Annotated in this window: 21 protein-coding genes and 4 pseudogenes; 13 read left to right on the forward strand and 12 right to left on the reverse strand. The window is 54.4% G+C overall.

The annotated features are described in order from the left end of the window. Window positions 1-34 precede the first annotated feature (34 nt). Window positions 35-433, forward strand: coding sequence for an IS200/IS605 family transposase (gene tnpA, locus OLX72_RS09880; protein WP_433988602.1), 399 nt, complete (start codon window positions 35-37; stop codon window positions 431-433). A 6-nt stretch (window positions 434-439) separates the two neighbouring features. Continuing rightward, window positions 440-766, forward strand: a complete 327-nt coding sequence (locus OLX72_RS09885) for an erythromycin esterase family protein (RefSeq protein WP_433990451.1) — start codon at window positions 440-442, stop codon at window positions 764-766. On the opposite strand, the pseudogene OLX72_RS09890 reads toward OLX72_RS09885, so the two are convergent. The 6 genes and pseudogenes from OLX72_RS09890 to OLX72_RS09915 form a co-directional block, all read right to left on the reverse strand. Next, window positions 667-1590: pseudogene (locus tag OLX72_RS09890) on the reverse strand (IS30 family transposase); the annotation flags it as partial. The gene OLX72_RS09885 and the pseudogene OLX72_RS09890 sit on opposite strands and share 100 nt — an antisense overlap. 233 nt (window positions 1591-1823) lie before the next feature. Continuing rightward, a complete protein-coding gene (locus tag OLX72_RS09895; protein ID WP_114871329.1) occupies window positions 1824-2555 on the reverse strand; it encodes a peptidase in 732 nt (243 codons plus the stop codon). A gap of 33 nt (window positions 2556-2588) precedes the next feature. Beyond that, window positions 2589-3386: a transglutaminase family protein gene (locus OLX72_RS09900; RefSeq protein WP_114871328.1), complete on the reverse strand. Its 798-nt coding sequence runs from the start codon at window positions 3384-3386 to the stop codon at window positions 2589-2591. After that, window positions 3386-4327 carry an alpha-E domain-containing protein gene (locus OLX72_RS09905; protein ID WP_114871327.1) on the reverse strand — a complete coding sequence of 314 codons (942 nt, stop codon included), beginning with the start codon at window positions 4325-4327 and terminating at the stop codon, window positions 3386-3388. Before OLX72_RS09905 ends, OLX72_RS09900 begins: the two co-directional genes overlap by 1 nt. Before the next feature lies 1 nt (window position 4328). After that, a complete protein-coding gene (locus OLX72_RS09910) occupies window positions 4329-5753 on the reverse strand; it encodes a circularly permuted type 2 ATP-grasp protein (RefSeq protein WP_114871326.1) in 1425 nt (474 codons plus the stop codon). 158 nt (window positions 5754-5911) lie between these two features. Further along, a pseudogene (locus tag OLX72_RS09915) lies at window positions 5912-6213 on the reverse strand (integrase core domain-containing protein); the annotation flags it as partial. A 273-nt stretch (window positions 6214-6486) separates the two neighbouring features. Here OLX72_RS09915 and ureG point away from each other — a divergent pair. Next, window positions 6487-7098: an urease accessory protein UreG gene (ureG, locus tag OLX72_RS09920; protein ID WP_433990369.1), complete on the forward strand. Its 612-nt coding sequence runs from the start codon at window positions 6487-6489 to the stop codon at window positions 7096-7098. Window positions 7099-7380: 282 nt separating this feature from the next. Here the strand turns inward: ureG and OLX72_RS09925 are convergent, their stop codons facing one another. After that, window positions 7381-7734, reverse strand: a complete 354-nt coding sequence (locus OLX72_RS09925; RefSeq protein ID WP_114871325.1) for a putative quinol monooxygenase — start codon at window positions 7732-7734, stop codon at window positions 7381-7383. Window positions 7735-7830: 96 nt separating this feature from the next. Further along, the gene (locus tag OLX72_RS09930) at window positions 7831-8592 is read right to left on the reverse strand and encodes an IclR family transcriptional regulator (protein WP_433990370.1); all 762 of its coding nucleotides are present in this window, start codon (window positions 8590-8592) and stop codon (window positions 7831-7833) included. Between the two features lie 70 nt (window positions 8593-8662). Between OLX72_RS09930 and OLX72_RS09935 the strand changes: the two genes are divergently transcribed. From OLX72_RS09935 to OLX72_RS09970, 8 genes and pseudogenes are all read left to right on the forward strand, one after another. Then, the gene (locus OLX72_RS09935) at window positions 8663-10021 is read left to right on the forward strand and encodes a selenium-binding family protein (RefSeq protein WP_114871323.1); all 1359 of its coding nucleotides are present in this window, start codon (window positions 8663-8665) and stop codon (window positions 10019-10021) included. Then, entirely contained in the window at window positions 10018-10386 is a 369-nt protein-coding gene (locus OLX72_RS09940; protein WP_114871322.1) for a 2Fe-2S iron-sulfur cluster-binding protein, read from the forward strand. The genes OLX72_RS09935 and OLX72_RS09940 overlap by 4 nt, the downstream gene beginning before the upstream one ends. 1 nt (window position 10387) lies before the next feature. Further along, on the forward strand, window positions 10388-10852 hold the full coding sequence (locus OLX72_RS09945; protein WP_114871321.1) for a CoA-binding protein: 465 nt from the start codon (window positions 10388-10390) through the stop codon (window positions 10850-10852). 116 nt (window positions 10853-10968) lie between these two features. Continuing rightward, window positions 10969-11358 (forward strand): rhodanese-like domain-containing protein, encoded by a 390-nt coding sequence (locus OLX72_RS09950; RefSeq protein ID WP_114871320.1) that lies wholly within the window; start codon window positions 10969-10971, stop codon window positions 11356-11358. Window positions 11359-11361: 3 nt separating this feature from the next. After that, window positions 11362-12174 (forward strand): enoyl-CoA hydratase, encoded by an 813-nt coding sequence (locus tag OLX72_RS09955; protein ID WP_433990371.1) that lies wholly within the window; start codon window positions 11362-11364, stop codon window positions 12172-12174. Beyond that, window positions 12171-13781, forward strand: coding sequence for an AMP-binding protein (locus tag OLX72_RS09960; RefSeq protein WP_114871319.1), 1611 nt, complete (start codon window positions 12171-12173; stop codon window positions 13779-13781). The genes OLX72_RS09955 and OLX72_RS09960 overlap by 4 nt, the downstream gene beginning before the upstream one ends. Before the next feature lie 164 nt (window positions 13782-13945). Next, window positions 13946-14632: pseudogene (locus OLX72_RS09965) on the forward strand (IS6 family transposase); the annotation flags it as partial. 189 nt (window positions 14633-14821) lie between these two features. Further along, window positions 14822-15991 (forward strand): cation:proton antiporter, encoded by a 1170-nt coding sequence (locus tag OLX72_RS09970; protein ID WP_114871317.1) that lies wholly within the window; start codon window positions 14822-14824, stop codon window positions 15989-15991. Window positions 15992-16334: 343 nt separating this feature from the next. On the opposite strand, the pseudogene OLX72_RS09975 reads toward OLX72_RS09970, so the two are convergent. Beyond that, a pseudogene (locus OLX72_RS09975) lies at window positions 16335-16778 on the reverse strand (integrase core domain-containing protein); the annotation flags it as partial. 301 nt (window positions 16779-17079) lie between these two features. Here OLX72_RS09975 and OLX72_RS09980 point away from each other — a divergent pair. Then, window positions 17080-18792 carry an adenylate/guanylate cyclase domain-containing protein gene (locus OLX72_RS09980; protein ID WP_114872176.1) on the forward strand — a complete coding sequence of 571 codons (1713 nt, stop codon included), beginning with the start codon at window positions 17080-17082 and terminating at the stop codon, window positions 18790-18792. A gap of 155 nt (window positions 18793-18947) precedes the next feature. On the opposite strand, the gene OLX72_RS09985 is transcribed toward OLX72_RS09980, so the two are convergent. The 3 genes from OLX72_RS09985 to OLX72_RS09995 all read right to left on the reverse strand — a co-directional run bounded on the left by OLX72_RS09985 (window position 18948) and on the right by OLX72_RS09995 (window position 21765). Further along, a complete protein-coding gene (locus tag OLX72_RS09985) occupies window positions 18948-19652 on the reverse strand; it encodes an IS6 family transposase (protein ID WP_433990372.1) in 705 nt (234 codons plus the stop codon). A 327-nt stretch (window positions 19653-19979) separates the two neighbouring features. Next, window positions 19980-21038 carry an IS110 family transposase gene (locus tag OLX72_RS09990; RefSeq protein ID WP_114868711.1) on the reverse strand — a complete coding sequence of 353 codons (1059 nt, stop codon included), beginning with the start codon at window positions 21036-21038 and terminating at the stop codon, window positions 19980-19982. A gap of 115 nt (window positions 21039-21153) precedes the next feature. Next, window positions 21154-21765, reverse strand: coding sequence for a hypothetical protein (locus OLX72_RS09995; RefSeq protein ID WP_433990373.1), 612 nt, complete (start codon window positions 21763-21765; stop codon window positions 21154-21156). A gap of 609 nt (window positions 21766-22374) precedes the next feature. On the opposite strand from OLX72_RS09995, the gene OLX72_RS10000 reads away from it, so the two are divergent. Further along, window positions 22375-22758 carry a hypothetical protein gene (locus OLX72_RS10000; RefSeq protein ID WP_433990374.1) on the forward strand — a complete coding sequence of 128 codons (384 nt, stop codon included), beginning with the start codon at window positions 22375-22377 and terminating at the stop codon, window positions 22756-22758. The last annotated feature ends 224 nt before the right edge of the window (window positions 22759-22982 follow it).

A 22982-nucleotide genomic window follows, 5' to 3' on the forward strand; every position in this document is an offset into this window, starting at 1 on the left:
GGCGGTATGGTTTCAAAATTCAGGAGAGAAGATCATGCGCTACTCGTCATCCGCGCACACGCGATTCTATCATAGATACCACGTCGTATGGGCCACGAAGTACCGGTACAAGGTTCTGCAGGGTGCCATGCGTGAGCGGATCCGTGAAATAATCATCCAGACCTGCGGAGAACTGGGTGTCCATATCGTGAAAGGCGTTTTGGCGCGCGATCATATCCATATGTTCCTGTCGATCCCGCCCAAGCTGTCCCTGTCCGATGTCATGCAACGCATCAAGGGTCGCTCATCCCGACGCATCCAGATGGAGTTCCCTGACCTGCGCAAGCGGTATTGGGGCAGACGCTTTTGGGCGCGTGGGTATTTCTCGACGACCTCCGGGAACGTGACTGACGATGTCATCAAGCAGTACCTGGAATTACATTCCACCAAATGATGCCTCCTGCGTCAGCAGGAGGTCCTTCACTTACTTACAAGAGAGCTCTCTCAGGCGCGAAGCAATGGCGACAGCTTATTTAATGCAGTGCAGAACGCCCGGGTTGTTGCTGGTGCCGAGCAATACTATCGAATGATGTACTACGGCTCGACCGAAAGCTGGAACTTGCGGGACATGCACATGTTCCAAACCTTAAAGCAGACAATGGACCATGTTGGACCGGACGCGCGGGCCGTGAAGGCCTTGTGTCCAGCCATCTCCGTTCCGCGGTCCCAGGTCAGCGAGCGGTACAGCTCTTTTGGCAACTTGCGAGACTGTTTGATCAATGCCTGAATGACACTGTGGCTGTCCTTGTTGCTCACCTTGGCCAGCATCACAAAGCGGGTGTGACGTTCGACCAATGTCGCGATGAAGCTGTTGCCAGACCCTGCAATCAAGTCTCCTTCCCAATGGCCCGGCACTGCTCGATCCTCAACGTCCGCAGGTCTGTCACGGATCGATATTGCGTCGTTGAACTTACCCAGGCCGCTGCGCTTCAAGGTGGCATGGCGGGATCGGCGTATGGATCGTGTCGCCCGCAGATGCGCCAATAATTCTTTCTTAAGTACGCCTCTTGTCTGGATAAAAAGGCTTCGGTAGATCGTCTCATGGGAGACCCGCTTGTTGTCTTCATCGGGATGTTCACGCATCAACCAGCCTGCGATTTGTTGTGGAGACCATTTGCGCGTCAGCTTGGCCGATATTGCGCGGCACAGATAGTCATTGCCCGCCAACTTGCAGAGCTTTGGGCGATGGGCGCGGTCCCAAGCAGCTGCATCAGACACCGCTGCTCGATAAAGTTTGGCGCCGCCATTGCGCCTGACCTCGCGACTGATTGTGGATGCCGGTCGCTTCAATGTTTGAGCAATTGAACGCAGCGAGACCTGCGCTCGCAAGCCTCTGGATATCTCTTCGCGGTCGGAAAGCGTCAGAGCGAGCCGAGACCTCACACGGTCCGGCGGGCGAATGCCGCCAGTGCGCGCAAGCAGCGGATAGATCGACGATGACTCGCGTTCAAACAAACGTCCGATCGAACTCATCGACTCGCCGCGTTGCCATCGATCCCATATCTCTGACTTCTGTTTATCTGTGAAAAATATCCGGCGACGATACTTCATTATGCTCACTCCATCTTTGGTCAAAGATTAAAGTGTTGCGTCGACCCGTTGAAACCGCCGCCCAATTCGACTGATGCTGCGAGATACGTGCACACCTGCAATTCGGCAGAAAGCGGACATTCTTTGCGTTTGCGAGAAATTCCAAGAAACGGATAGGTATTTGATCAATTCTAAACTATTTCTGATCCCGCCATTCGCAACAATCAGCGCGCGATAAATCATAGTCGCGAACGTCAGAGCTTGTAACTTGGTAGCAACTGGAATGCATCCCGCAGTGCATTACCCCATCCGGTCGCAATCGTTTGATACACTTCATCCTCTTCATTGATCCGTTTCGTGCGTCCCGTATCAAAGGACTCGTTTTCATACACCTGCAGATCGAACGGTAACCCAACCGAAAGGTTTGATTTTACAGTGGAATCGAAGGACACTAACAACAGCTTTATGGCATCATCGAAGTCCATTTGATGGTCATAGGCGCGGACAAGTATCGGTTTACCATACTTCGTTTCACCGATCTGAAAGAACGGGGTATCTTCGGTTATTTCTATAAAATTGCCTTCCGGATATATCATGAAAATCGTCGGTTTGCCGCCCTTGATTTGGCCGCCCAGAATTATTGATGCACCAAATTGATCGTCAGACGTTTGACCCGAGGTGGAAGAACCCGCGATAACTTCGCGCAAGGTGGCACCGACCAAACGCGCCACTTGAAACATGGTCGGTTCTCGAAGGATGCTTGGATTACGATCCTGTTCGGATACGGAACGTTCTTCCAGCAAGCTGATGAGAGACTGCGTAGTCGCCAGATTTCCTGCCGTCATGATTGTGATCGCGCGCTCGTCCGGCACCTGCCAAGTGAACATTTTTCTGCTGACCGCAAAATTGTCGACGCCAGCGCTGGTGCGGGTGTCGGCCATAAAAACAAGCCCGCGGTCCAGTCGCATTCCGATGCAATATGTCATTTCTTCTATCCATTGGAAAACCCAAGCATCTCTTTACTGCTGGACCTGCAAAGATACCATGAGAGTTTCATCCGCGTTGCCTATGCGCAGCCCCTCTATGGGGGCGGCATCACGTGCGTCGCGACCGACAGCGATGCGCACGTATCTTTCATCCGGCGACACTCCGTTTGAGACGTCAAAGCCAACCCATCCGAGACCCTTGATACAGACCTCCGCCCAAGCGTGGGTTGCGTCCTGAACCACCTGTTCGTTGATCATTAGGTAGCCGCTAACATAACGCGCTGGCAGCCCGGACAGTCGCGCCGCGGCGATAAAGATTTGCGCGTGGTCCTGACAGACGCCGCTGTCACCAAGCAGCGCGTCTTCGGCACGCGTGTCCACTGCAGTGCTACCGGTTTTGTAGGGCAAGGCCTTTAGTATCGCCGCAGAAAGCGTGTGCAGACTGGCGAGTTGCATATTGAGGTCAAACGAGACCTTCGGCAGCGCCTTGATCGCGGCCCCCGGTTGTGTGAGAGGGGTTGGCTGGCAAAAGTGCCAAAGCGGCGCGCGGCCATAAACGGGGCCAAGCACGCCCGTGTCGTTGAGCGTTTTCACGTGCCCGCTTGCGCGAATGCTCAGCACGGTTTCGCTCGGCTCGATGCTTACCAGATCGACGTGGTTGCCATAGTGATCAACGTAGCTCGTCTCAATCTTGCCGCCCGTGATTTCTACCGACCAATCCACAACTTCTTGCATGACAGAAGACAAAGGATATAGCCGCACCTTTTGCAGCGCGTATTCCACGGGCGCGCTGTAGGCATACTCGGTCGTGTGGCTGATGCTGAGATCCATTATCCTGTATATCTATAGTCGACTTCGATCTGCTGCGCGAGGTTCGCGGTGCTGTCTATCAGCGCGTTGACAAACTCGTGCAGCCCCTCATTAAAGATAGAATTGATGTCTCTGTTTACCAACTGCGAACACAATGCGTTGGCCAAGTCATGTGACGCAGGTGTTGTTCCGTATTCTTCAGCCAGGTGCGACAGGCTATTGACGATCTGCCCAGCACAGAATGCAAGCGACCTTGGCATGCGTCGATCCAGAATTAGGAATTCGGCGATTGCGGAGGCAGTGAAGTCCTCCTCTACCGCCCAACGGAACGCACGATGGGCCGAAACAGAGCGCAGGATGGTCTCCCATTGCACATTGTCCAGCCTACTGCCGACAAAAGACGGAGCAGGCAGCAGCGAATAGTATTTCACGTCAATAATACGCGCGGTGTTGTCCATCCGCTCGACGAAGGTGCCAAGGCGGCAAAAATCATAGATATCATTGCGTAGCATCGTTCCGTGCAATGCCCCACGCACCAGCCCTGATTGCTGACGGATGGTCGCAAGAACCGCAGGCAGTTCTGTCTGAGGTATCTCGTCTTTCAAGAGATCTGTGAACAGCATCCAAGACTCGTTAACTGAGGACCATACTTCTGTCGTCAATGCGGTCCGAACCATTCTGGCATTGTCCCGAGCAGATTTAATGATCGACAGAACTGAACTAGGGTTGGTGGGTTCGCGAAGCAGAAAATTGACCACTTGTGCGCTGTCATAACCGTCGCAAGCCGCCTCATAGGCAGATTGGGCGGCCAGTGTCGTGATCACCGATTGCCACTCCGCTTCAGCAGTGGTCGACCGCGTCAATGCGATGCGAAAGCCAGCTTCTATCAAGCGCGCAGTGTTCTCTGCCCGCTCAAGTGAGCGGAACATCCAGTAAAGTCCGCCTGCGGTTTTGCCCAGCATATTAGTCTTCCAATACCCAAGTGTCTTTGGTGCCACCGCCTTGGCTTGAATTGACCACGAGCGACCCTTCTGTCAGAGCCACACGGGTCAGTCCGCCGGGGGTAATGTTCACACCCTTAGGCGACATCAGCGCAAAGGGACGCAGATCAACGTGACGGGGCGCAAGGCCACTTTCTGTAAATATCGGAACCGTGGACAGCGAAAGCGTTGGTTGCGCGATGTAATTGTCGGGCCGCGCGCGCAGTTTGTCGGCGAAATCGGACAGCTCTTTTTTACTGGCCGCCGGGCCAACCAACATTCCATAGCCGCCTGAGCCATGCACTTCTTTCACCACCAGATCGGCGAGGTTATCCAGCACGTATTTTAACTGCTGCGGCTCCGAACAGCGGAAGGTATGCACGTTTTTGAGGACTGCAGGTTCGCCCGTATAGAACTTGATGATATCAGGAAGGTAGCTATAGACAGCTTTGTCATCCGCCACCCCCGTTCCCGGCGCATTGGCGATCGTGATATTCCCCGCACGATAAACATCTATGATGCCCGGCACTCCCAACATGGAGCTGGAATTAAACGTTAACGGATCGAGATATTCATCATCCACCCGACGATAGATTACGTCGATCGTCTTGTATCCTTTAGTGGTCCGCATGGCGACATGTCCGTCAACGATACGCAAGTCATGCCCTTCGACCAGCTCCACACCCATTTGATCGGCCAGAAAGCTATGTTCATAATAGGCGGAATTATAAATGCCCGGCGTCAGGATCGCCACGCAAGGCCGATCCGCGCAGCCAGCGGGCGCAGAGGCTTCAAGCGAGCGGCGCAAGTTCTTAGGATAATCGCTTACAGATTGCACCCGGATGCTACTGAAAAGTTCCGGGAACATCTGCAGCATGGTTTCGCGGTTTTCCAGCATGTAGCTAACACCCGAAGGCGTGCGCGCGTTGTCTTCAAGGACATAAAAATCGTCCTCGCCGGTGCGCACAATGTCGGTGCCAACGATATGAGTATAGACGTCTCCCGGCGGGCTGAAATCAATCATCTGCGGCAAGAAAGCGTCATTCTGCGCGATTAGTTCCGTCGGGATAATACCTGCCCGCAGGATTTCTTGACGGTTATAAATGTCATGCAAAAACGCGTTGATCGCATAGACACGCTGTTCAATCCCTTGCGACAACTTTGTCCATTCGCGCGAAGAGATAATCCGTGGGACCAAATCGAAAGGGATCAATCGTTCCTCGGCATCCTGTTGACCGTAAACGTTAAACGTAATGCCTGAGCGCCGAAAAAAAGCCTCAGCCTCTAGTGATTTCGTAGCGAGTCGGCCGTTGTTCTGCTTGGCAAACCACTCATCATAGCCTGAGTATGGGGAGCGAGGGACCCCAGAGGCGTGCATTTCACTGAAAGGGGCCGCGTCTGTTTTCATGAGTTAACCTTAGAAGATTGCCAGGGTTATGCAACGCGATGACCATTTAGGGGGGGGTGGAAATTTCTGATGCTGAATTCTTAGCCATTTGCAATGTTTGATATGCACCTCTTTAGGCACGCAAAGATCTGCCCCTTTTGAGTGGTCCAGTTTGAAAGTTAGTGCATGATTGGTCTGGTTGCCATCGGGACGATGGTTTCCGGAGCCGGTGGGCGGTAGCCCAAAGCACTATCTGTTCGTTTGGTGTTGTAGTGTTTCCTCCATTGTTCGATCAGGATTTGTGCTTCGCGAAGCGAGTAGAAGACCTCACCATTCAACAGCTCATCCCGGAGCCTTGCGTTGAAGCTTTCGCAATATCCGTTCTCCCAGGGCGACCCCGGTTCGATGTAAGCGGTATTGGCCCCGACGGCTGCAATCCAGTCTCAGACGGCCTGAGCAATGAACTCGGGGCTCTGTCTGACGTCAGCACCTTTGGGACAGATTTGAGGATTAGCTAACGGAGGATTTCTGGTTCATCGTAACCGTCAAGGAGTGAAGATGAACAAGAAATCCGGAACCAGCAAAGCTGCGGCTGACAAGCTGGTCAACGGGTGATTCAAAGACTGCAAGTTTTCTGCCTTGAAGTCGCTGAAGAGACGAAAACCGTCGATGCGGACGACGTTTATAGCAACGCCTTTTTCTCTGACATCGCATCCATGGTCCACGAAATCCTCGAACCAAGGCTGTTCCAATCATGATGAAACTCAATGGTCCCCTGCGAATTGGCATCGGTGGTCCGGTCGGCGCGGGAAAAACCACACTAACCGCGCGTCTGGCCGAACTTTTAAAGGACAATCACTCGATCGGCGTCATCACAAATGACATATATACCCAAGAGGACGCCGACGCTTTGATGCGTATGCAAATCCTGCCTTCAGATCGGGTGATTGGTGTCGAAACCGGCGGCTGCCCCCATACGGCCATTCGTGAAGACGCCTCGATCAACCTTGCCGCCGTGGCAGAGATGCGCCAGCGTCACCCTGACGTCGAGGTCGTCCTGATTGAATCGGGAGGCGACAACCTTTCGGCGACCTTCAGTCCCGAGCTTGCTGATCTTACGATCTATGTCATTGATGTCGCGGCCGGCGAAGATATCCCGCGCAAGGGTGGTCCCGCCATCACCCGATCCGATATCCTTGTCATCAACAAGACTGACCTCGCACCGCATGTTGGTGCCTCGCTGGACGTGATGCGCACAGACGCCGCCAGAATGCGAGGTGATCTCCCAGTGGTATTCGCGTGCTTGAAGACGGGACAAGGGTCAGATCAGGTTGTATCGCACCTCAGATCACTGTCGGGCATTTGACGCCTCGTCGAAAGACCGATTCCATATAAGCAGGATCAAAGGAACATCAACCAAAACGCTTGCAGGGGAGGGCTTTTTATACATTTTCCCCCTGCTTGGATCCATAGGCGCTGATGTCAGACAGTTCACATTCGTCTAGCAGAACCCAGTAGTAAGCAACTTGGTATAGCGGCCATTGTCGCGGCTTTTATTCGAACAATGAGCTCCTAATACTGTCACCTTCGGACATACGACTAAGGAGGAACTCGTTCCAGTAACCGCTTTGCGGACGAAGCCGCCGTTTCACCATTGTAGCAGCCCAGGTTTTTGAATTTCGAAGCCTTTTGCGGATGGAAACACAGTGCGCATGTTAGCAATGATTTCTATTTCGCTTTCCAACATGGGTTGGATTGAGTCCCACCAGTTTTTGAAGGCGGAGGTATCCCGATGAGCCTGTACAGCAGCCTCATCCCTAAATACTTCGTAAAAATAGAAACGGTTCGGATCGGCGGCATCCACCATGACCTGAAATTGAAAAACCCCTAGTTCTTCACTGACCACACTTTGTGCTTCAAAGATACTCGCGTCCAAAAAGGCTTGTCTGCATTCGGGCCTGATGTTGATCGCGAATAAGTTTCCATGCATTGCGTCAGACATACTTGTTCCCCATTACTTGTCCACGGTCCACTGCCTGGCTAAGGCCGCAGCACGTGCTCATCACGATCATCAATCATTTTTTCTTTAATTTCTAGCTTATCCCGCCTTCCGGCTGGCGTCAGCTTCATTCCAGCCCAGAGAGTTGGACAACTCAAGCGACATAGCCTTCAGTATTCGACCAATTTCTTCTCGCTTTGTACCGCTCAACACCCGCACAGAAGCTGTGGAGCCGATAGAGAGCGTGGCGCCGGGTCCCGTTTCGGCCAAGATGGTCGCGACTGAGCAGATTCCGCGTTCGAGCTCCTCCAAGCATTCGGCATATCCGCGTTTACGAATAATTTCGAATTCCTTCTCTAAATCCTGAAGGCAGGTGATGGTACTGTCCGTGTACTTTTTTAGCTGTCCTTTCAGTTTCCTCTTTGACAACAGCTCGGGTGAGAATGCAGCAATCGCTTTGGAGCACGAACAGGCGTGCAAAGGCCGTTTGCCTACGCCGGGATGCATATAGGACACGCCGTTCTCAGGGGTGGCCACATGTATGATTTCAACCCGATCTCCACGTAGTCGCGAAAGAAAGAATGCTGCGCCGTGATCCGTCGCGGCTAAGGCCAGAACTGGCGCGATCACTTCCACTAGTGCCTTATCAGAAAGGTCTCGGTGCGTGATCCGCTTTAAGCGAGTACCAATGATGAATTGTCCGCGTGTAGATGACGCCAGCAGTCCGACAGAGACAAGGTCCTGTACTAACCTGTAGGCAGATGGTTTGGGCAAGTCGGCATGCACGCAAATCTCGGCTACGGTTGCTGCGCCCTTCTGTCCGACAATTTCGAGAATGCTAGTCAAGCGTTCCAGGTGCATAATTTTTGCCTTGTGAGAATCTATTTATCGAACTACGAGACTCGAAGCGGAATCGCAAGGGAGGAATGTGATGATGGACGGTGCATGTTGCGGCCCGGGCTATGCAAGCCCGGCAGAGGCCATCAAGGCCCCACGCGAAAAACTGCTTTATACGATTGCCATCTACACCGGGACCGGCATTCAGAAGCCGGACTATCTTGCAACGGTTGACGCGGATCCCGACAGCCCGACCTATTCACAAGTCATTCACCGGCTGGAAATGCCCGGCATCGGAGATGAGCTACACCACATGGGCTGGAACGCCTGCTCGTCCTGCAATGACGACGCGGGGATGAGCCGCAAATACCTGCTGGTGCCGGGTGTGCGGTCCAACAACATCCACGTCATCGACACGGCCACCGATCCCTATGCGCCGCGCCTTCACAAGGTCATCGACGGGGCGGAGATAAAGTCAAAGACTAATCTCAGCGGCCCCCACACCGTGCATTGCCTCGGGAGTGAAATCATCATTTCGTTCCTTGGTGACGCGAATGGCGAAGCGCCGGGCGGCTACCTGCATCTTAACAAAGAATTCGAGATTCAGGGCCGCTGGGAAGAAACCATGGGCGACATCCCGTTTTCCTACGACTTCTGGTACCAGCCACGGCACAACGTCATGGTGTCTTCCGAGTGGGCCGCGCCCAACACCTTTATGCCGGGCTTCGATCTGGAAGAGGTCGGGCACCTGAAATACGGCCGCCGCCTGCACATCTGGGATTTCGAAGCTCGTAAACCGGTCGAAACCATGTATCTGGGCGAAGATGGGCTGATCCCGCTGGAGGTCAAATTCCTTCATGACCCTGACAGCAGCCATGGTTTCTGTGGCGCGGCCTTGTCGACCAACGTGATCCATTTCTGGAAATCAGAGGCGGGCAAGTGGGAATGGGAGAAGATCATCGACGTTGATAACGAACCGCATCCTGAATGGCCCATTCCGGTGCCGGGCGTGATGTCAGCGATCCTCGTGTCGATGGACGACAAGTATCTCTACCTCAACAACTGGCTACACGGCGACATGCGCCAGTATGATATCAGCGATCCGCACAACCCGGTGCTGACCGGTCAGGTCTGGATGGGCGGCCTGCTGGGCAAGGCACCCATGGTCAATGGCGTCAAGGTCGCGGGTGGACCGCAGATGTACCAACTCTCGCTCGACGGTAAGCGGCTCTATGTCACGACATCGCTGTTCTCGACATGGGATAACCAGTTCTACCCCGAGATCCGCACGCAGGGCGGTGTCATGCTGATGATTGATTGCGACGTGGAAAACGGAGGCATGAAGATAAACGAGGAATTCGTTGTCGATTTCGGTCAGGAGCCCAACGGGCCCAGCCGCTGCCACGAAACCCGCTACCCCGGTGGCGATTGTACAAGCGACATTTGGCTGTGAGCGCGACGCGCACCATAACAATCGCCAATAGGAGCGACGCGAACTATCAAGTCGAAACGCGCCGCCCGCTGTTGGAGACATTGCGCGAGCAAGGGGTAGATCTGCCCTATGGCTGTAAGTATGGCGGCTGCATAACATGTGCGGCCAAGCTGACCAAAGGTGAGGTCGATCAGCGGCGTCAGGTGGCGCTCAACAACCGACAAATCAACAATGGTTATGTCCTGCTCTGCGTCGCCCGTGCCGTCACCGACTGCACGTTGGAGATTGGCGTCGAAAGTCACGACAAACTTTACCGGAACCCCTTTCTCGACCCGCTGGAGCCACATGAGCTTAAGGCGGACATTGCCACCCCCAAGGAGCGTTGAAATGCCTGCAACCGCGCTTGATGACCTTTACGACTACGACCAGAAATACCTCGCTGACATCCTGAAGTCGGTCAAAACCATCGCGATGGTCGGTGCCAGCGCGGACAAGACCAAATTCAGTTATGGGGTGCTGCGCGTGCTGCATGAAACCGGCTACGATATGATCCCAGTGAATCCGAACCCAAATCTGACCGAGATTCGCGGCATTCCGGTAGTTCATTCGCTCGAAGAGATTAATCGCCCCGTTGATATGGTCGAAGTCTTTCGTCCCAAGGAAGAACTTTATGCCATTACCCAAAAGGCGATTGCCATCGGGGCCAAGGTAATCTGGGGGCAGATCGGTGTTTACGACGATGCCGCTGCGAAGCTGGCCGAGGACGCAGGGCTCAAGGTGGTGATGAACCGCTGCCCCAAGATCGAGCTGTTCCGCCCGTTCTGGAAGCCGCGTCTCGATCTGGCGATATAAAGACAAACGGCCTCTCACGCGGCGCGTGCGAATTTGGTTGCCCGGCGCTGGCGATAGACTGGCATTTGAGCGCTCTGGTCGCGAAGTACAGAAACTTACGGAAAGGGAAAGGCATTATGGCCCAAAACATCACCAAGAGTTCCAAAGACTTGGTCAAGGCTGCACTGGCCGCCGTCCCTGCGATCAGTGCGGAAGACGCGCTGTCGCTGGAGGGCAGTTCGGATCACGTGTTTGTTGACCTGCGCGACGGAACCGAACAGGCCAAAACCGGCATCATCCCCGGTGCCGTGGCCTCGTCCCGCGGCTTGATGGAATTTCACGTTGATCCCGAAAGCCCCGCCCACAAGCCCGAATTCAATCAGGACAAAACTTATGTTTTTTACTGCGCCTCCGGCGGACGGTCTGCCATGGCAGCGCTGGTGGCCATGGAGATGGGCCTCTCGCCGGTTGTCAACCTGTCCGGCGGCGTTGGCGCTTGGAAAAAAGCCGGGGGCACATTGGAGTAAATCATGGATGGTACAATGGAAAACAATCAACTCATCCTGCTCTCGGACCAGGACGGTATCTGTGTTCTGACGTTGAACGCCCCCAAATCGATAAACGCCCTTTCAGAGGCGATGCTGGCTGCAATGTCCGACATGCTGGACGCAATCGCGGCGGACGGTAGCATCAAGGTTGTGATCCTGCGCAGTGGCGGCAACCATTTCTGCGCAGGCCACAACCTGAAGGAAATGACCGCACACCGCGCCGACGAAGACGGTGGGTTCCAGTATTTTCAGGACCTCTTTGCCAAGTGCTCGGCGATGATGTTACGCGTCGTTCGTCTGCCACAGCCCGTGATAGCCGAGATCAAGGGAATCGCCACTGCGGCGGGCTGCCAGTTGGTGGCGTCCTGCGATCTGGCCGTGGCCGCAGAGGATGCGACATTCGCCACGTCGGGCGTGAATATCGGCCTTTTCTGCTCCACGCCAATGGTTGCGCTATCGCGCAACGTGCCGCGCAAGATGGCGATGGAAATGCTGCTGATGGGTGAGTTTCTGCCTGCCACCCGCGTCGCCGAGATGGGTCTTGTTAATCGTGTCGTGCCATTGGCAGAAGTCGAGGCGAAGACCATGGAAATGGCCCGCATCATTGCCGACAAATCACCTTCTGCTGTCAAGATCGGCAAGCGTGCCTTTTATGAGCAGGCCGAAATGTCGCTGGAAGAGGCCTATGCCTTTGCAGGCCGCACTATGGCCGAGAACATGATGGCGCGCGACGCCGAGGCCGGAATCGGTGCTTTCACCCGCAAGGAACCCATGCCAGAATGGACAGGCGAATGACGTTTGATGGGCCGGAGCTGGCGCGCAATGCCGCTAATCACACGGCACTGTCCCCCGTTTCGATCCTCAAGCGCGTTGAGCGGGTACACCCGGAACTGCCCGCGCAGATCCACGGATCGATCCGGCGCAACTGGGGTGAGGTCGCGGAGCGGTGCAAGCGGCTGGCCTCGGCTTTGGCCAAACGTGGTATCGGCAAGGGCGACACCGTTGCCCTGATCGCGCCGAACATCCCAGAGGCGCTGGAATGCGCGCTGGCGTTGCCGATGCTGGGCGCGGTTCTGAACGCGAACAACACGAGGCTCGATGCCGAAACCATCTGCTATATCTTGGATCATGGCGAGGCAAAGGTCTTGCTGGTGGATACCGAATTGTCAGCGATGGCCGCCGAGGCGGTCGCCCAGTCGGGTCGAGATCTTCTGATCGTGGATATCGAAGACAGCGAAGGACCTGGCGGCGACAGGATAGGTGCTCTCAGCTATGACGACCTGCTGGCCGAGGGCGATCCGGACTTCGCCTATACTCTGCCAGATGATGAGTGGGACGCGCTGGCGCTGAACTACACCTCCGGTACGACAGGGCGGCCCAAGGGCGTCGTCTATTCCCACCGCGGCGCATGGACGAATGCGGTCAACAACGTTGTCACCTGGGAAATGTCGCATCACCCTGTCTATCTTTGGACGCTGCCGCTGTTTCACTGCAATGGCTGGTGCTTCCCGTGGACGATCACCATGCTGGCCGGTACCCATGTATTCCTGCGCGCGCCGCGTGCTGACGCAATTTATGATGCTCTTGCCGATCATGGTGTGACCCACCTGTGCGGTGCTCCGATCATCATGTCGATGATCAGCGGTGCGGAACAGAAACGCGACTTCCCGCAGAAGGTAAAAATGATGACCGCCGCCGCGCCGCCGCCTGCCAGCGTCATAAAGGGGATGGAGGCGATGGGCATCTCCATCACCCATGTCTACGGGCTGACCGAGGTGTATGGCCCGGCAGTGGTTTGCGCTGAAAAGCCTATTTGGGCCGACCTGCCTGCACAGGAAAAGGCCGAACTAAAGGCGCGACAAGGCGTGGCTTATGAGCTGGAGGAAGACGTTCTGGTTCTCGACCCAGAGACAGGCTCGCCCGTCCCTTGGGACACTCAGACGCTGGGTGAGGTCGTGTTTCGCGGCAATATTGTGATGAAGGGCTACCTGAAGGCTCCTGAGGAAACGGCGAAGGCTTTCAAGGACGGCTGGTTCTGGTCGGGCGACATCGCGGTGCAGCATTCCGATGGATACATCGAGATCCGCGACCGCTCCAAGGATATCATCATTTCGGGAGGCGAGAACATCTCCTCCATCGAGGTGGAAAAAGCGCTCTATTCACATCCCGCCGTCAGTCTTGTCGCTGTTGTGGCAATGCCTGATGAAAAATGGGGCGAAGTGCCCTGCGCCTTTGTCGAACTGTCGGGCAAGGCGACCGAAGAAGAACTGCTGGCCCATGCCAAAACCCGCCTTGCCGGATACATGCGCCCCAAGAAAGTCATTTTTGGCGAATTACCGAAAACCACCACCGGAAAAATCCGCAAAAACGAACTCCGCGATCTGGTCCGCTCGAAACGCTGACCCTTACCTCTGATTGGATACCCATTATGAGCACGAACTACGAACTCAGCTTTGCCAATTTCAGCTTTAGCACTCAGGTCCGGGAATCTGGCATTGTCAGACAAAACCAGCTTGAGCCGGGCAGGGCGGTTTCGTAGCCTCACCGGATGACCTAACCTGATCCATTTCGCTACTTCAAAACCAGTCCCGAAATCATCCGCCTGGCGTTTATGCTCTATGTCCGGTTCCCGCTGTCGCTGCGCAACGTGGAAGATCTGCTGCATGAACGCGGCATCGATGTCAGTCATGAAGCGGTGAGATACTGGTGGCATCGCTTCGGTCCAATGTTCGCGGCGGAGATCCGAAAACGGCGGGTTGCTGGCGTGAAATCGAGCAAGTGGCGTTGGCATCTTGACGAGATGTTCGTGAAGATCAACGGCGAGCGACATTATCTTTGGCAGGCCGTCGATCATCAAGGCGAAGTTTTGGAAAGCTACGTCAAAAAGGTGCGCGATAAGAAAGCTGCCTTGAAATTCTTAAAGAAAGCAATGCGTAAGTACGGCAATCCTGAAGTTATAGTGACGGACGGGCTGGCATCGTACGGCGCTGCGCTCAAAGAGATTGGCGTCGCAGACAAGCAGAAAACAGGCCGCTGGCTGAATAACCGAGTGGAAAATTCACATCTGCCTTTCCGACGACGAGAACGGGCGATGCTCCGCTTCCGGCGCATGCGAAGTTTGCAGAAATTCGCCGCCGTTCACGCTTCCGTCTACAATCATTTCAATCAGGAACGCAGCCTTTCAAATCGAACGAATTTCAAACTCAACCGTGCCGCCGCTCTGGCTGAGTGGCGCGGTCTCTTTGTGAATTAATGGACAGTGTCGCTGTCCTTGCAGAGACGGGTTCGAATTGGTCTGACACCACCTCTCCAATTGCGGCCAAACAATAATTGAGGCCTTTTTGGCGTACCAGCCTCGTGTCTCGCGCAAATTATCTGGTTCGCGGCCTTTGTTTCAGGCAAGTGTTGGAAAACGCAACACCCGACAAAGGGAAGAGACAGCTTGGACTACGGTCTTTTGATGGGTGCGCTGGGTGTGCTTTTCCTGGCAGGACTGGTGGCTGACCAGCTTGGTCACGCTACCCGCTTGCCGCGTGTGACGATGCTTTTGCTATTGGGTTTGCTGGTCGGCCAATCTGGCTTCGACCTATTGCCCGAAACATCAACTGAATGGTTCGAACCGCTTTCAATAATCGCGCTGACAATGGTTGCGTTTTTGCTCGGCAGTGAGTTAACTGGGGAGAACCTGTCGAGACACGGGCGTGCAATCTTTGCAATCTCGCTGTGTGTCGTTTTGGGGACTACAATAATCGTCTGGGGCGGCCTCACGCTGCTTGGCCTGAATCCAGGACTCGCACTTTTGCTGGGTGCAATCGCGACCGCCACGGCTCCCGCCGCTATCGCTGATGTCATCCATCAATCAGGGATTCGAAACGGTTTTTCGGAAACTCTAAGCGGTATTGTGGCAATCGACGATGTTTGGGGCCTCGTGGTGTTCAGTTTTTGCCTTGCTCTCGTGCATACGTCTGATGGCTGGTCTGAACCCCTTCTGGGTGTGGTGCGTGATATCGGTGGCGCGATCCTTCTTGGGGCCGCCGTGGGAGTGCCAGCGGCCTATTTCACAGGACGGCTCAAGCCGGGGGAACCGCTTCAAACCGAAGCCATAGGCGTGGTGTTTTTGACAGCGGGGATATCGATACTGTTGGAGGTGTCTTTCCTGATCGCCGGAATGACCGCAGGTGCAGTAATCGCGAATTTCGCGCGACACCATGAACGCGCATTCAGTGAAATCGAGCATATTCAATGGCCGTTCATGCTGCTCTTTTTCCTGCTCGCCGGGGCCTCCCTAAAAGTGGACGCCCTGTGGTCGTTAGGGTGGATCACCGTGGCTTATGTAGCGTTGCGTATCGTTTCGCGCCTGATGGCCGGTGAAATAGGAGCACGAATAGGGCGAGTTCCGGTCACAGAGCGGCACGCTTACGGGCCCGCTCTCTTACCGCAAGCTGGGGTTGCGGTAGGTATGGCGCTGGTCGCGGCCGAGGCGATCCCGCAATGGGGCTCGACGATCATGACGCTCACAGTTGCTGCCACTGTAATATTTGAAATCATCGGCCCACCGTGCACGCTGTTGGCCCTTCGTCATGTTGAGTCTAACAATAAATCAAACGACTGACGGATGGTTTCGTAAGAGCGAAGTAGACCAAAACCGCCATTTAGCTTGAAAGGCCGTGCTCGTTCAGCATCGGCAAAAAGTGGTGCAGTTAAGCAACACGCACGATCGCGACAAGACTAGCCTCTGCAACCTTCACGTAGTGCCCTCAAACCAGCGCAGGTGCACTCAAATTAGTAAGTCGCTGGCCAAGCTCTTCGCTTCACGTTTCCAATACCTCACCATAACAACCGCGATGAAAGACGATCAGTCCTCAGACGAACGAAACGTTGTCAATATTGTGCAGGCCGTCCTGCCGACACTCGGGATCGGAAATCAAAGCGATGATCTGCCCCATTTGAGTGGTTCAGTTTGAATGTTTGTGCATGATTGGCCTGGTTTCCATCGGGACGATGGTTTCCGGAGCCGGTGGGCGGTAGCCCAAAGCACTAAGTGGTCGTTTGGTATTGTAGTGTTTCCTCCACTGTTCGATCAGGATTTGTGCTTCGCGAAGCGAGTAGAAGACCTCACCATTCAACAGCTCATCCCGGAGCCTTGCGTTGAAGCTTTCGCAATATCCGTTCTCCCAGGGCGACCCCGGCTCGATGTAGGCGGTCTTGGCGCCGACGGCTGCAATCCAGTCTCGGACGGCCTGAGCAATGAACTCGGGGCCGTTATCTGACCGAATGTAGGCTGGAATGCCCCGCAGGATGAACAGGTCGGTCAGGGCGTCGATCACCTCGGCCGAGTTCAGCTTGCGGTTCACCCGGATCGCAAGGCACTCCCTGCTGTGTTCGTCCAGAATGTTCAGGGTGGAGCCGACCAACTCTATCCCCCTAGCAGACCTCGACGCAACCGCGGCGAAAGCCCGCTCCGTCCCGCTATTCAGACATTGGCGCAAATTGCGGCGATTGACCGGTCAGAGCCCGATGCAGACATTTCCTTATTTACCAAAACTGAAACGACGATCCGCCGAGCTGAACAAACTCTCTAGTTTTCCTCAAAAAAATCACCTTGTTTTCACTCTCAAGCGGGGCCTGTATTTCACACTGGGCGATCGGGCTGACATAACCAAAGTAGCACGCTAAGTTCTAATTAACAGGGAGATGGGAATGGACAGACGGCTCACGACGGTACTGGCGGCTGATATTGTTGGGTATTCAGGGCTTATGGATCATGATCGCGAGGGCACTATTGCAGCGCTCAAATCATTTCGCGAAGAAACGCTCATGTCGATCCTCGCGGCCCATAATGGGACCTTGATCAAAAGTATGGGGGACGGCTGGATCGTCGAGTTTTTTTCGACGTCCGACGCCGCCGATTGCGCCATCGCAATACAATCGTCCCGCAAATCAAACGATATTCGACTCCGAATTGGCATTCACACGGGCGAAGTGGTCACCGATGGCGACGACATATTCGGTGATGGCATCAATATCGCCGCGCGGCTTGAATCTTTGGCCAAGCCGGATCAGATTTTGATTTCGGATACCTCTCACAACAGCCTCGACCGAGGCAACGCAGCCTTGTTTGACGGCGGAGAGCAAACGGAACTGAAGAACATCACCCGCCGCATCGGCGTCTGGTGCTGGCCCAAAGGGACGTCGCCAAATCTTGCCGAAATGTCAGATGTCAGGCCTGGAATTGCAGTCCTTCCGTTCGACAACATGTCGGGGGATCCCGAGCAGGAGTTTTTCGCTGATGGCATCACTGAAGACATTATCACCGAGCTTTCACGGTTCCGTTGGCTGATGGTGGTGGCGCGAAACTCTTCGTTCACATTCAAAGGCCAAAGCACGGATATTCGCGAAGTTGGTCGAACCCTGGGCGTGCGCTATGTGCTGGAGGGGTCGGTCAGAAGGGCGGGTCAACGAGTCCGTATTACGGGGCAGCTCATTGATGCTGATAACGGCAGCCATCTTTGGGCTGATCGCTTTGACGGGGTGCTGGATGACATTTTCGATCTTCAGGACAAGGTCACCCAAGAAGTGGTTACTGCAATTGAACCGTCGCTCCGGCACGCCGAAACCAATCGTGCACGGGCGAAGCCAACGGAGAACCTGGAAGCCTATGAGCTCTACCTCCGGGCACAATCGCACTTCCACCTGTTGACGGACAATGACAACAGAGAGGCGATCAAGCTGACCGCACTCGCTTTGGAGCGGGATCCTGATTACGCAGCCGCAGCGGGGCTGATGGCCTGGCTGCACATTCAGCGCATGGTTCAGGGCCTCGAGCCCGTAGGTGAGGGGCCAAAATCAGCCGTTGCTGCAGCTGAGAAGGTTCTGACGAGCGATCGCGCCGACGGGATTGCCATGGCCTATGCGGCACACTCGATCTCTATGTTGGCACGCGACTTGCCACGGGCCAGGGAGGCCTTCAAACAGGCGTTGGCCGAAATCCCGAACGCGGCGACCGTTCATATGTTGGCATCTATGAACCTGTTCCTTCTTGATCGGCCGCAAGATGCGTTGGAACATGCGTCTCAGGCTATCGTCCTTAGCCCGCACGATCCGCTGCGCCATGCCGCCTATCTCGTCCAAGGCTGTGCGTTCTTTCACATGGGACGCTACGAAGAGGCCGCCGAGGCTTGCCGCAATGCTTTGGCGGTACGCTCAGGATTTGTTATGAGCCACCTCATGCTCATTGCGTCCCTCGGACAACTGGACAAAGTCGATGTGGCGCAGGCGGCGGTGAGTGACCTGCAGGCGCTGCGTCCGGAAATAACGGCCTCGTCCCCGCAGGCTCAGATGCCGATATTTACCGTTCCCGCCTCCGCAGAAAACTGCCGCAAAGGCTGGTTGAAGGCTGGTTTGCCACAATGAGTGGACAGGAAACCAGAGAGAAGGTCATATCCGTCACGATCTTCAGTGCACGCTGGGTGCGGCATTAGTCGGCCGCGAAACAAAAACGCAGTCCGAAACATGGGTGCTGTCAGACGAATTCGAACCCGTCTCAGGTTGCCGCCAAATGCCGGAACCTATGTGGAACAAAGCTGGCGCCACTCGGCAAGAGCGGCGCCTCGGTTGATCTTGAAATGGTCTCTGCTGTAGAGGGCGCGCTCCTGATTGAAATGGTTGTAAACGGTAGAATGAACAGCAGCGAATTTTTGCAGACATCGCATCTGTCGAAAGCGGAGCATTGCGCGTTCTCGTCGTCGAAACGGCAGATGAGAGTTCTCCGCCCTGTTGTTCAGCCAGCGCCCCGTTTCCTGCTTATCTGCTGCGCCAATTTCTTTTAGTGCAGCACCGTATGATCGCAGCCTGTCGGTTACGATCACTTCGGGACTACCGTGCTTACGCATTGCTTTCTTTAAGAATTTCAGAGCAGCCTTCTTGTCGCGGGTCTTCGTCACAAAGCTTTCCAGAACCTCGCCTTCGTGATCCACGGCGCGCCAAAGATAATGCCGCTCACCGTTGATTTTCACGAACACCTCATCAAGATGCCAGCGCCACTTACTCGATTTCATGCCGACAATCCGCCGTTTTCGGATCTCGGCAGCGAACATCGGGCCGAACCGATGCCACCAATATCTCACCGCTTCATGGCTCACATCGATGCCCCGTTCGTGGAGCAGATCTTCCACATTCCTTAGCGACAACGGAAATCGGACATACATCATCACAGCCAATCGGATGATCTCGGGGCTAGTTTTAAAGTAACGAAATGGATCAGGTTTGGTCATGTTCGAAAAGTACGGAACCGCCCAGCCCGTCTCAAGCAGGTTTTGTCTGACAATGCCCAGCTTTGAGTGTTGAGAGTTTAAAGAGCCCGAATGTATGTACCGGCTGCTGTTCGCAAGTGTTCAATTGCATGTCTTCTGGAAGTCGCTGATATGTATCCGGCCTTTGGATCGGCTTGTGTTGCTTGCCGTGGCCCTGTTGGGAGTACGCACGCGCCTTTGTCTCATTAGCGGACAGGTCGATTATGACCATTCGGGCTCTCAGACTTTGAGTGCGTTTTTATTCCGTTCCATGCATTTGAGGTTTACGAACGTCGTTTGCGGCTGTGATCAGATCGCAGTCGCCAATTCTTTTTCCATCCAATCGAAGTCCTTGCCTGAGTTAAGAACACTCCATGCGATCCGCGCTAGCTTATTGGCAAGCGCCACGCCGAGCTTGTTGTGCTGCATGCGCGTCGCGGCGGCTTCCAACCATGCGCCAAAACTAAACTTATGCCAGTTCTTCGGTCGCATCATGATGACCTGCGCGGCCTGCACAAACAGCATGCGGAGATACCGGCTGCCTCGTTTTGTGATACGACCCAGGATGGTGCGCCCGCCGGTGCTGTGTTGTCGCGGAACGAGCCCCAGCCAAGCCGCAAAATCTCGCCCCCGATCATAAGCCTCGCCGGTCCCGACAGCTGCAACCACAGCCGTTGAGATGATTGGCCCGATGCCCGGAATGGTCATCAGACGTTGGCAGCTTTCCTCGGTCTCGCTGACCTCTTTGATTTCAGATGTGGTCATATCGATCCGTTTATCCAGCCATATCCAATCCTGTTGGAGCCCCAGGATCAATCTCCGCATCCGCAAGGACATCTCGTCGCCGCGATTGCTAAGAATGGCTTCGAGCGAGGCGCGCAGAGCCGCGACACTACGTCGGACAGTGATCCCCTGTTCGATCAGAAAGGCCCGGATCTGATTCATTGCTGCTGTCCGACGTGACACAAGCCGTGACCGAACGCGATGCAGCGCCTGGAGATCAAGCTGCTCCTGCGTCTTCTCCGATACCGTCTTGAGATTGGGACGCAAAGCGGCTTCTGCAATAGCTTCAGCGTCATTGTAGTCGTTCTTCTGGCCCTTGTTGAAAGGCTTCACATAAATCGCGGGAATGATCCGGGGCTCGAACCCCATCTTGCTCAGCGTTCGGCTGACAAAGTGCGCGCTCAGGCAAGCTTCCATCCCGACAATACATTGCGGCAGCTCCTCAAACGTCGCAACCAACGCCATGCGTTTGATCTTCTTGCGCAAAACAAGCCGACCTTCTTTGTCAAAGCCAACCAAGTGAAATACGTCTTTGCCGATATCAACGCCAACTGACATCAGCTCATCAAAATCATTCTTCGCCATGCTACTTCTCCTTTTTGCAGTATAGGCCAAGCCTAACCTGCTGGGTGAAGCAGCCGGTACATCCCATTAGCATTAGCCCACGTTCGCCTTTCATGAGGAAAAGGCATAGGAAAAATCAGATATGGTTCGACGTGTTTCGCCTTTCTCGCGCTTTTGCAACTTCGCCACCGATTCCTTTCCCAAAGAAGCTCAATGCCTCAACCAATTTATGCGGAGGGAGGGTCAGCGGCTCAACGTCTTCGGCCTTGAAAGCTGCAGCCCGACCAGTCTGTGGATTAGGAACATTTGGCAGGAAGACGATCACCTCGCCGCTCGGTGTTCGCTCGACTTCGAAGCCAATTTGCGCCGTGTCATTATATTTCACCAAAACTGACTTGAGATTGTTCGCGGAGGTATCCGGCAGAACCCTGCCTTGTATGATACCCTTTATGATCAAATAGCCTGGAACACGATCCGACAGGAGGCGATCCAAGCTCCCCACGCGGGACGAAACGGCGGGAAGATACGCGAGCAGACCGAGCAAGAACAGCATCACCGCCAATGCCAGGACCGCCAAAGCATTCAAAATCAGGAGCCCGGCGACCGTATCGATATCAAATTCCTCGACCAAAGGGCCTACAATTTTTTTTATAACTTCGAAAACCTTCAACAAAGCGAAAGCCAGAAAAAAAACCGGGATGAATAGCAGTATCCCAGCGACGAATGTTTGCACTAAGAATTTTCTCATTCGGTCGTCCTTAACGTAAACGGTTAACGCTTCACTATATTCGGCCTGGAGCGCCCTCAATCAAGTTTTGCTCACTGGCGGATAGTGTCTGTCATGTCATCAGTTGATTTGACACTAATTGCGTTGGGCCACAGCTTTCATAGCGTTTGCAAGTTGGTCGGCCGGGTGCGTTTGTACAAACCATCGTCTCTTCAACCGCTCAACGCGCGCCTCTGGCCATCGCTGCGCGAGCAGCATCGCTTATACCGTTCTCTTGCTGAGCATTTTCGTTTTCCTTATCCGAACACGCTACGAAGCATGAAAGAAGATGACTGATCTCAACGCCCCAACTCTTTCGGAGTTAATTATACTCGTTTGACGCCATAAAGGTGCAAAAGTTGAACGGCACAAAAGTCCGCAACTGAGACCTTCGTTGTGACTGCATTGAACGTCCGCTTTGGCGAATATCGGCGCGGTGCGCGTATGTGAAAACCTACAGGCCTGTATTCTAGCCCGTCAGATAACTGATCGGAGCTACCATGAAGCCAGCAATGACTTGCACTAAGGATGGGCGGGGCACCTTCGAAGGGGGGGTATAAAAGTTCAAAGCATTCAGGTCAGGGGACCGGCGTGGGTAGACAGATTTTTCCGCAAATACTTTTAGAGGGGGGGGCTTCTGTAAAGGCAACAGATGTGATGGCAAAATGGACCGCAAAGAACTCTCGATCAGCATCCGGAACAACCATTCTGAAAAAAAACGTCGGCTTCATATCGGATGCTGCCGCAAAGGCAGCCACCCGTTACATGCGCGGCTCGGTGCGCCACAAAGAAGCAAGTTTCAATTTGTGGAAAATCTGCTTCTGGCGCACTAGATCACTTCTTATCCCGTGCCGACTTTTCTTCTTTGGTCAGCTTGTTGTTCCAAACATTGTTACTCAAACCCAGTTCGGCTTTAAGCGGTTTGGTTTTTCCGATGTTCACCTTGCCGCCTTTGTTCAGAAACTCCTGAATTAAGGCATCATCTGTCGTTTTCTTTGGGATTTGTTTCATGAATACATACTTACTCGCTTGATTGCATTCTTGTCACGCATCATCTGAGCGGTCAGGCAGGATCAGCTGATTTGTTGCATTGACGGGTCTGATGCACGAAACAGCAGGATCAATGCACAAGGAGATTGTGACATGATGATCTACGGATTACCCCGCACGTTTCCTGATGCTTTTTTGGCGACGATTTC

It is taken from the genome of Sulfitobacter sp. TBRI5, from assembly GCF_051013555.1.
In the GTDB taxonomy this organism is placed as follows: domain Bacteria; phylum Pseudomonadota; class Alphaproteobacteria; order Rhodobacterales; family Rhodobacteraceae; genus JL08.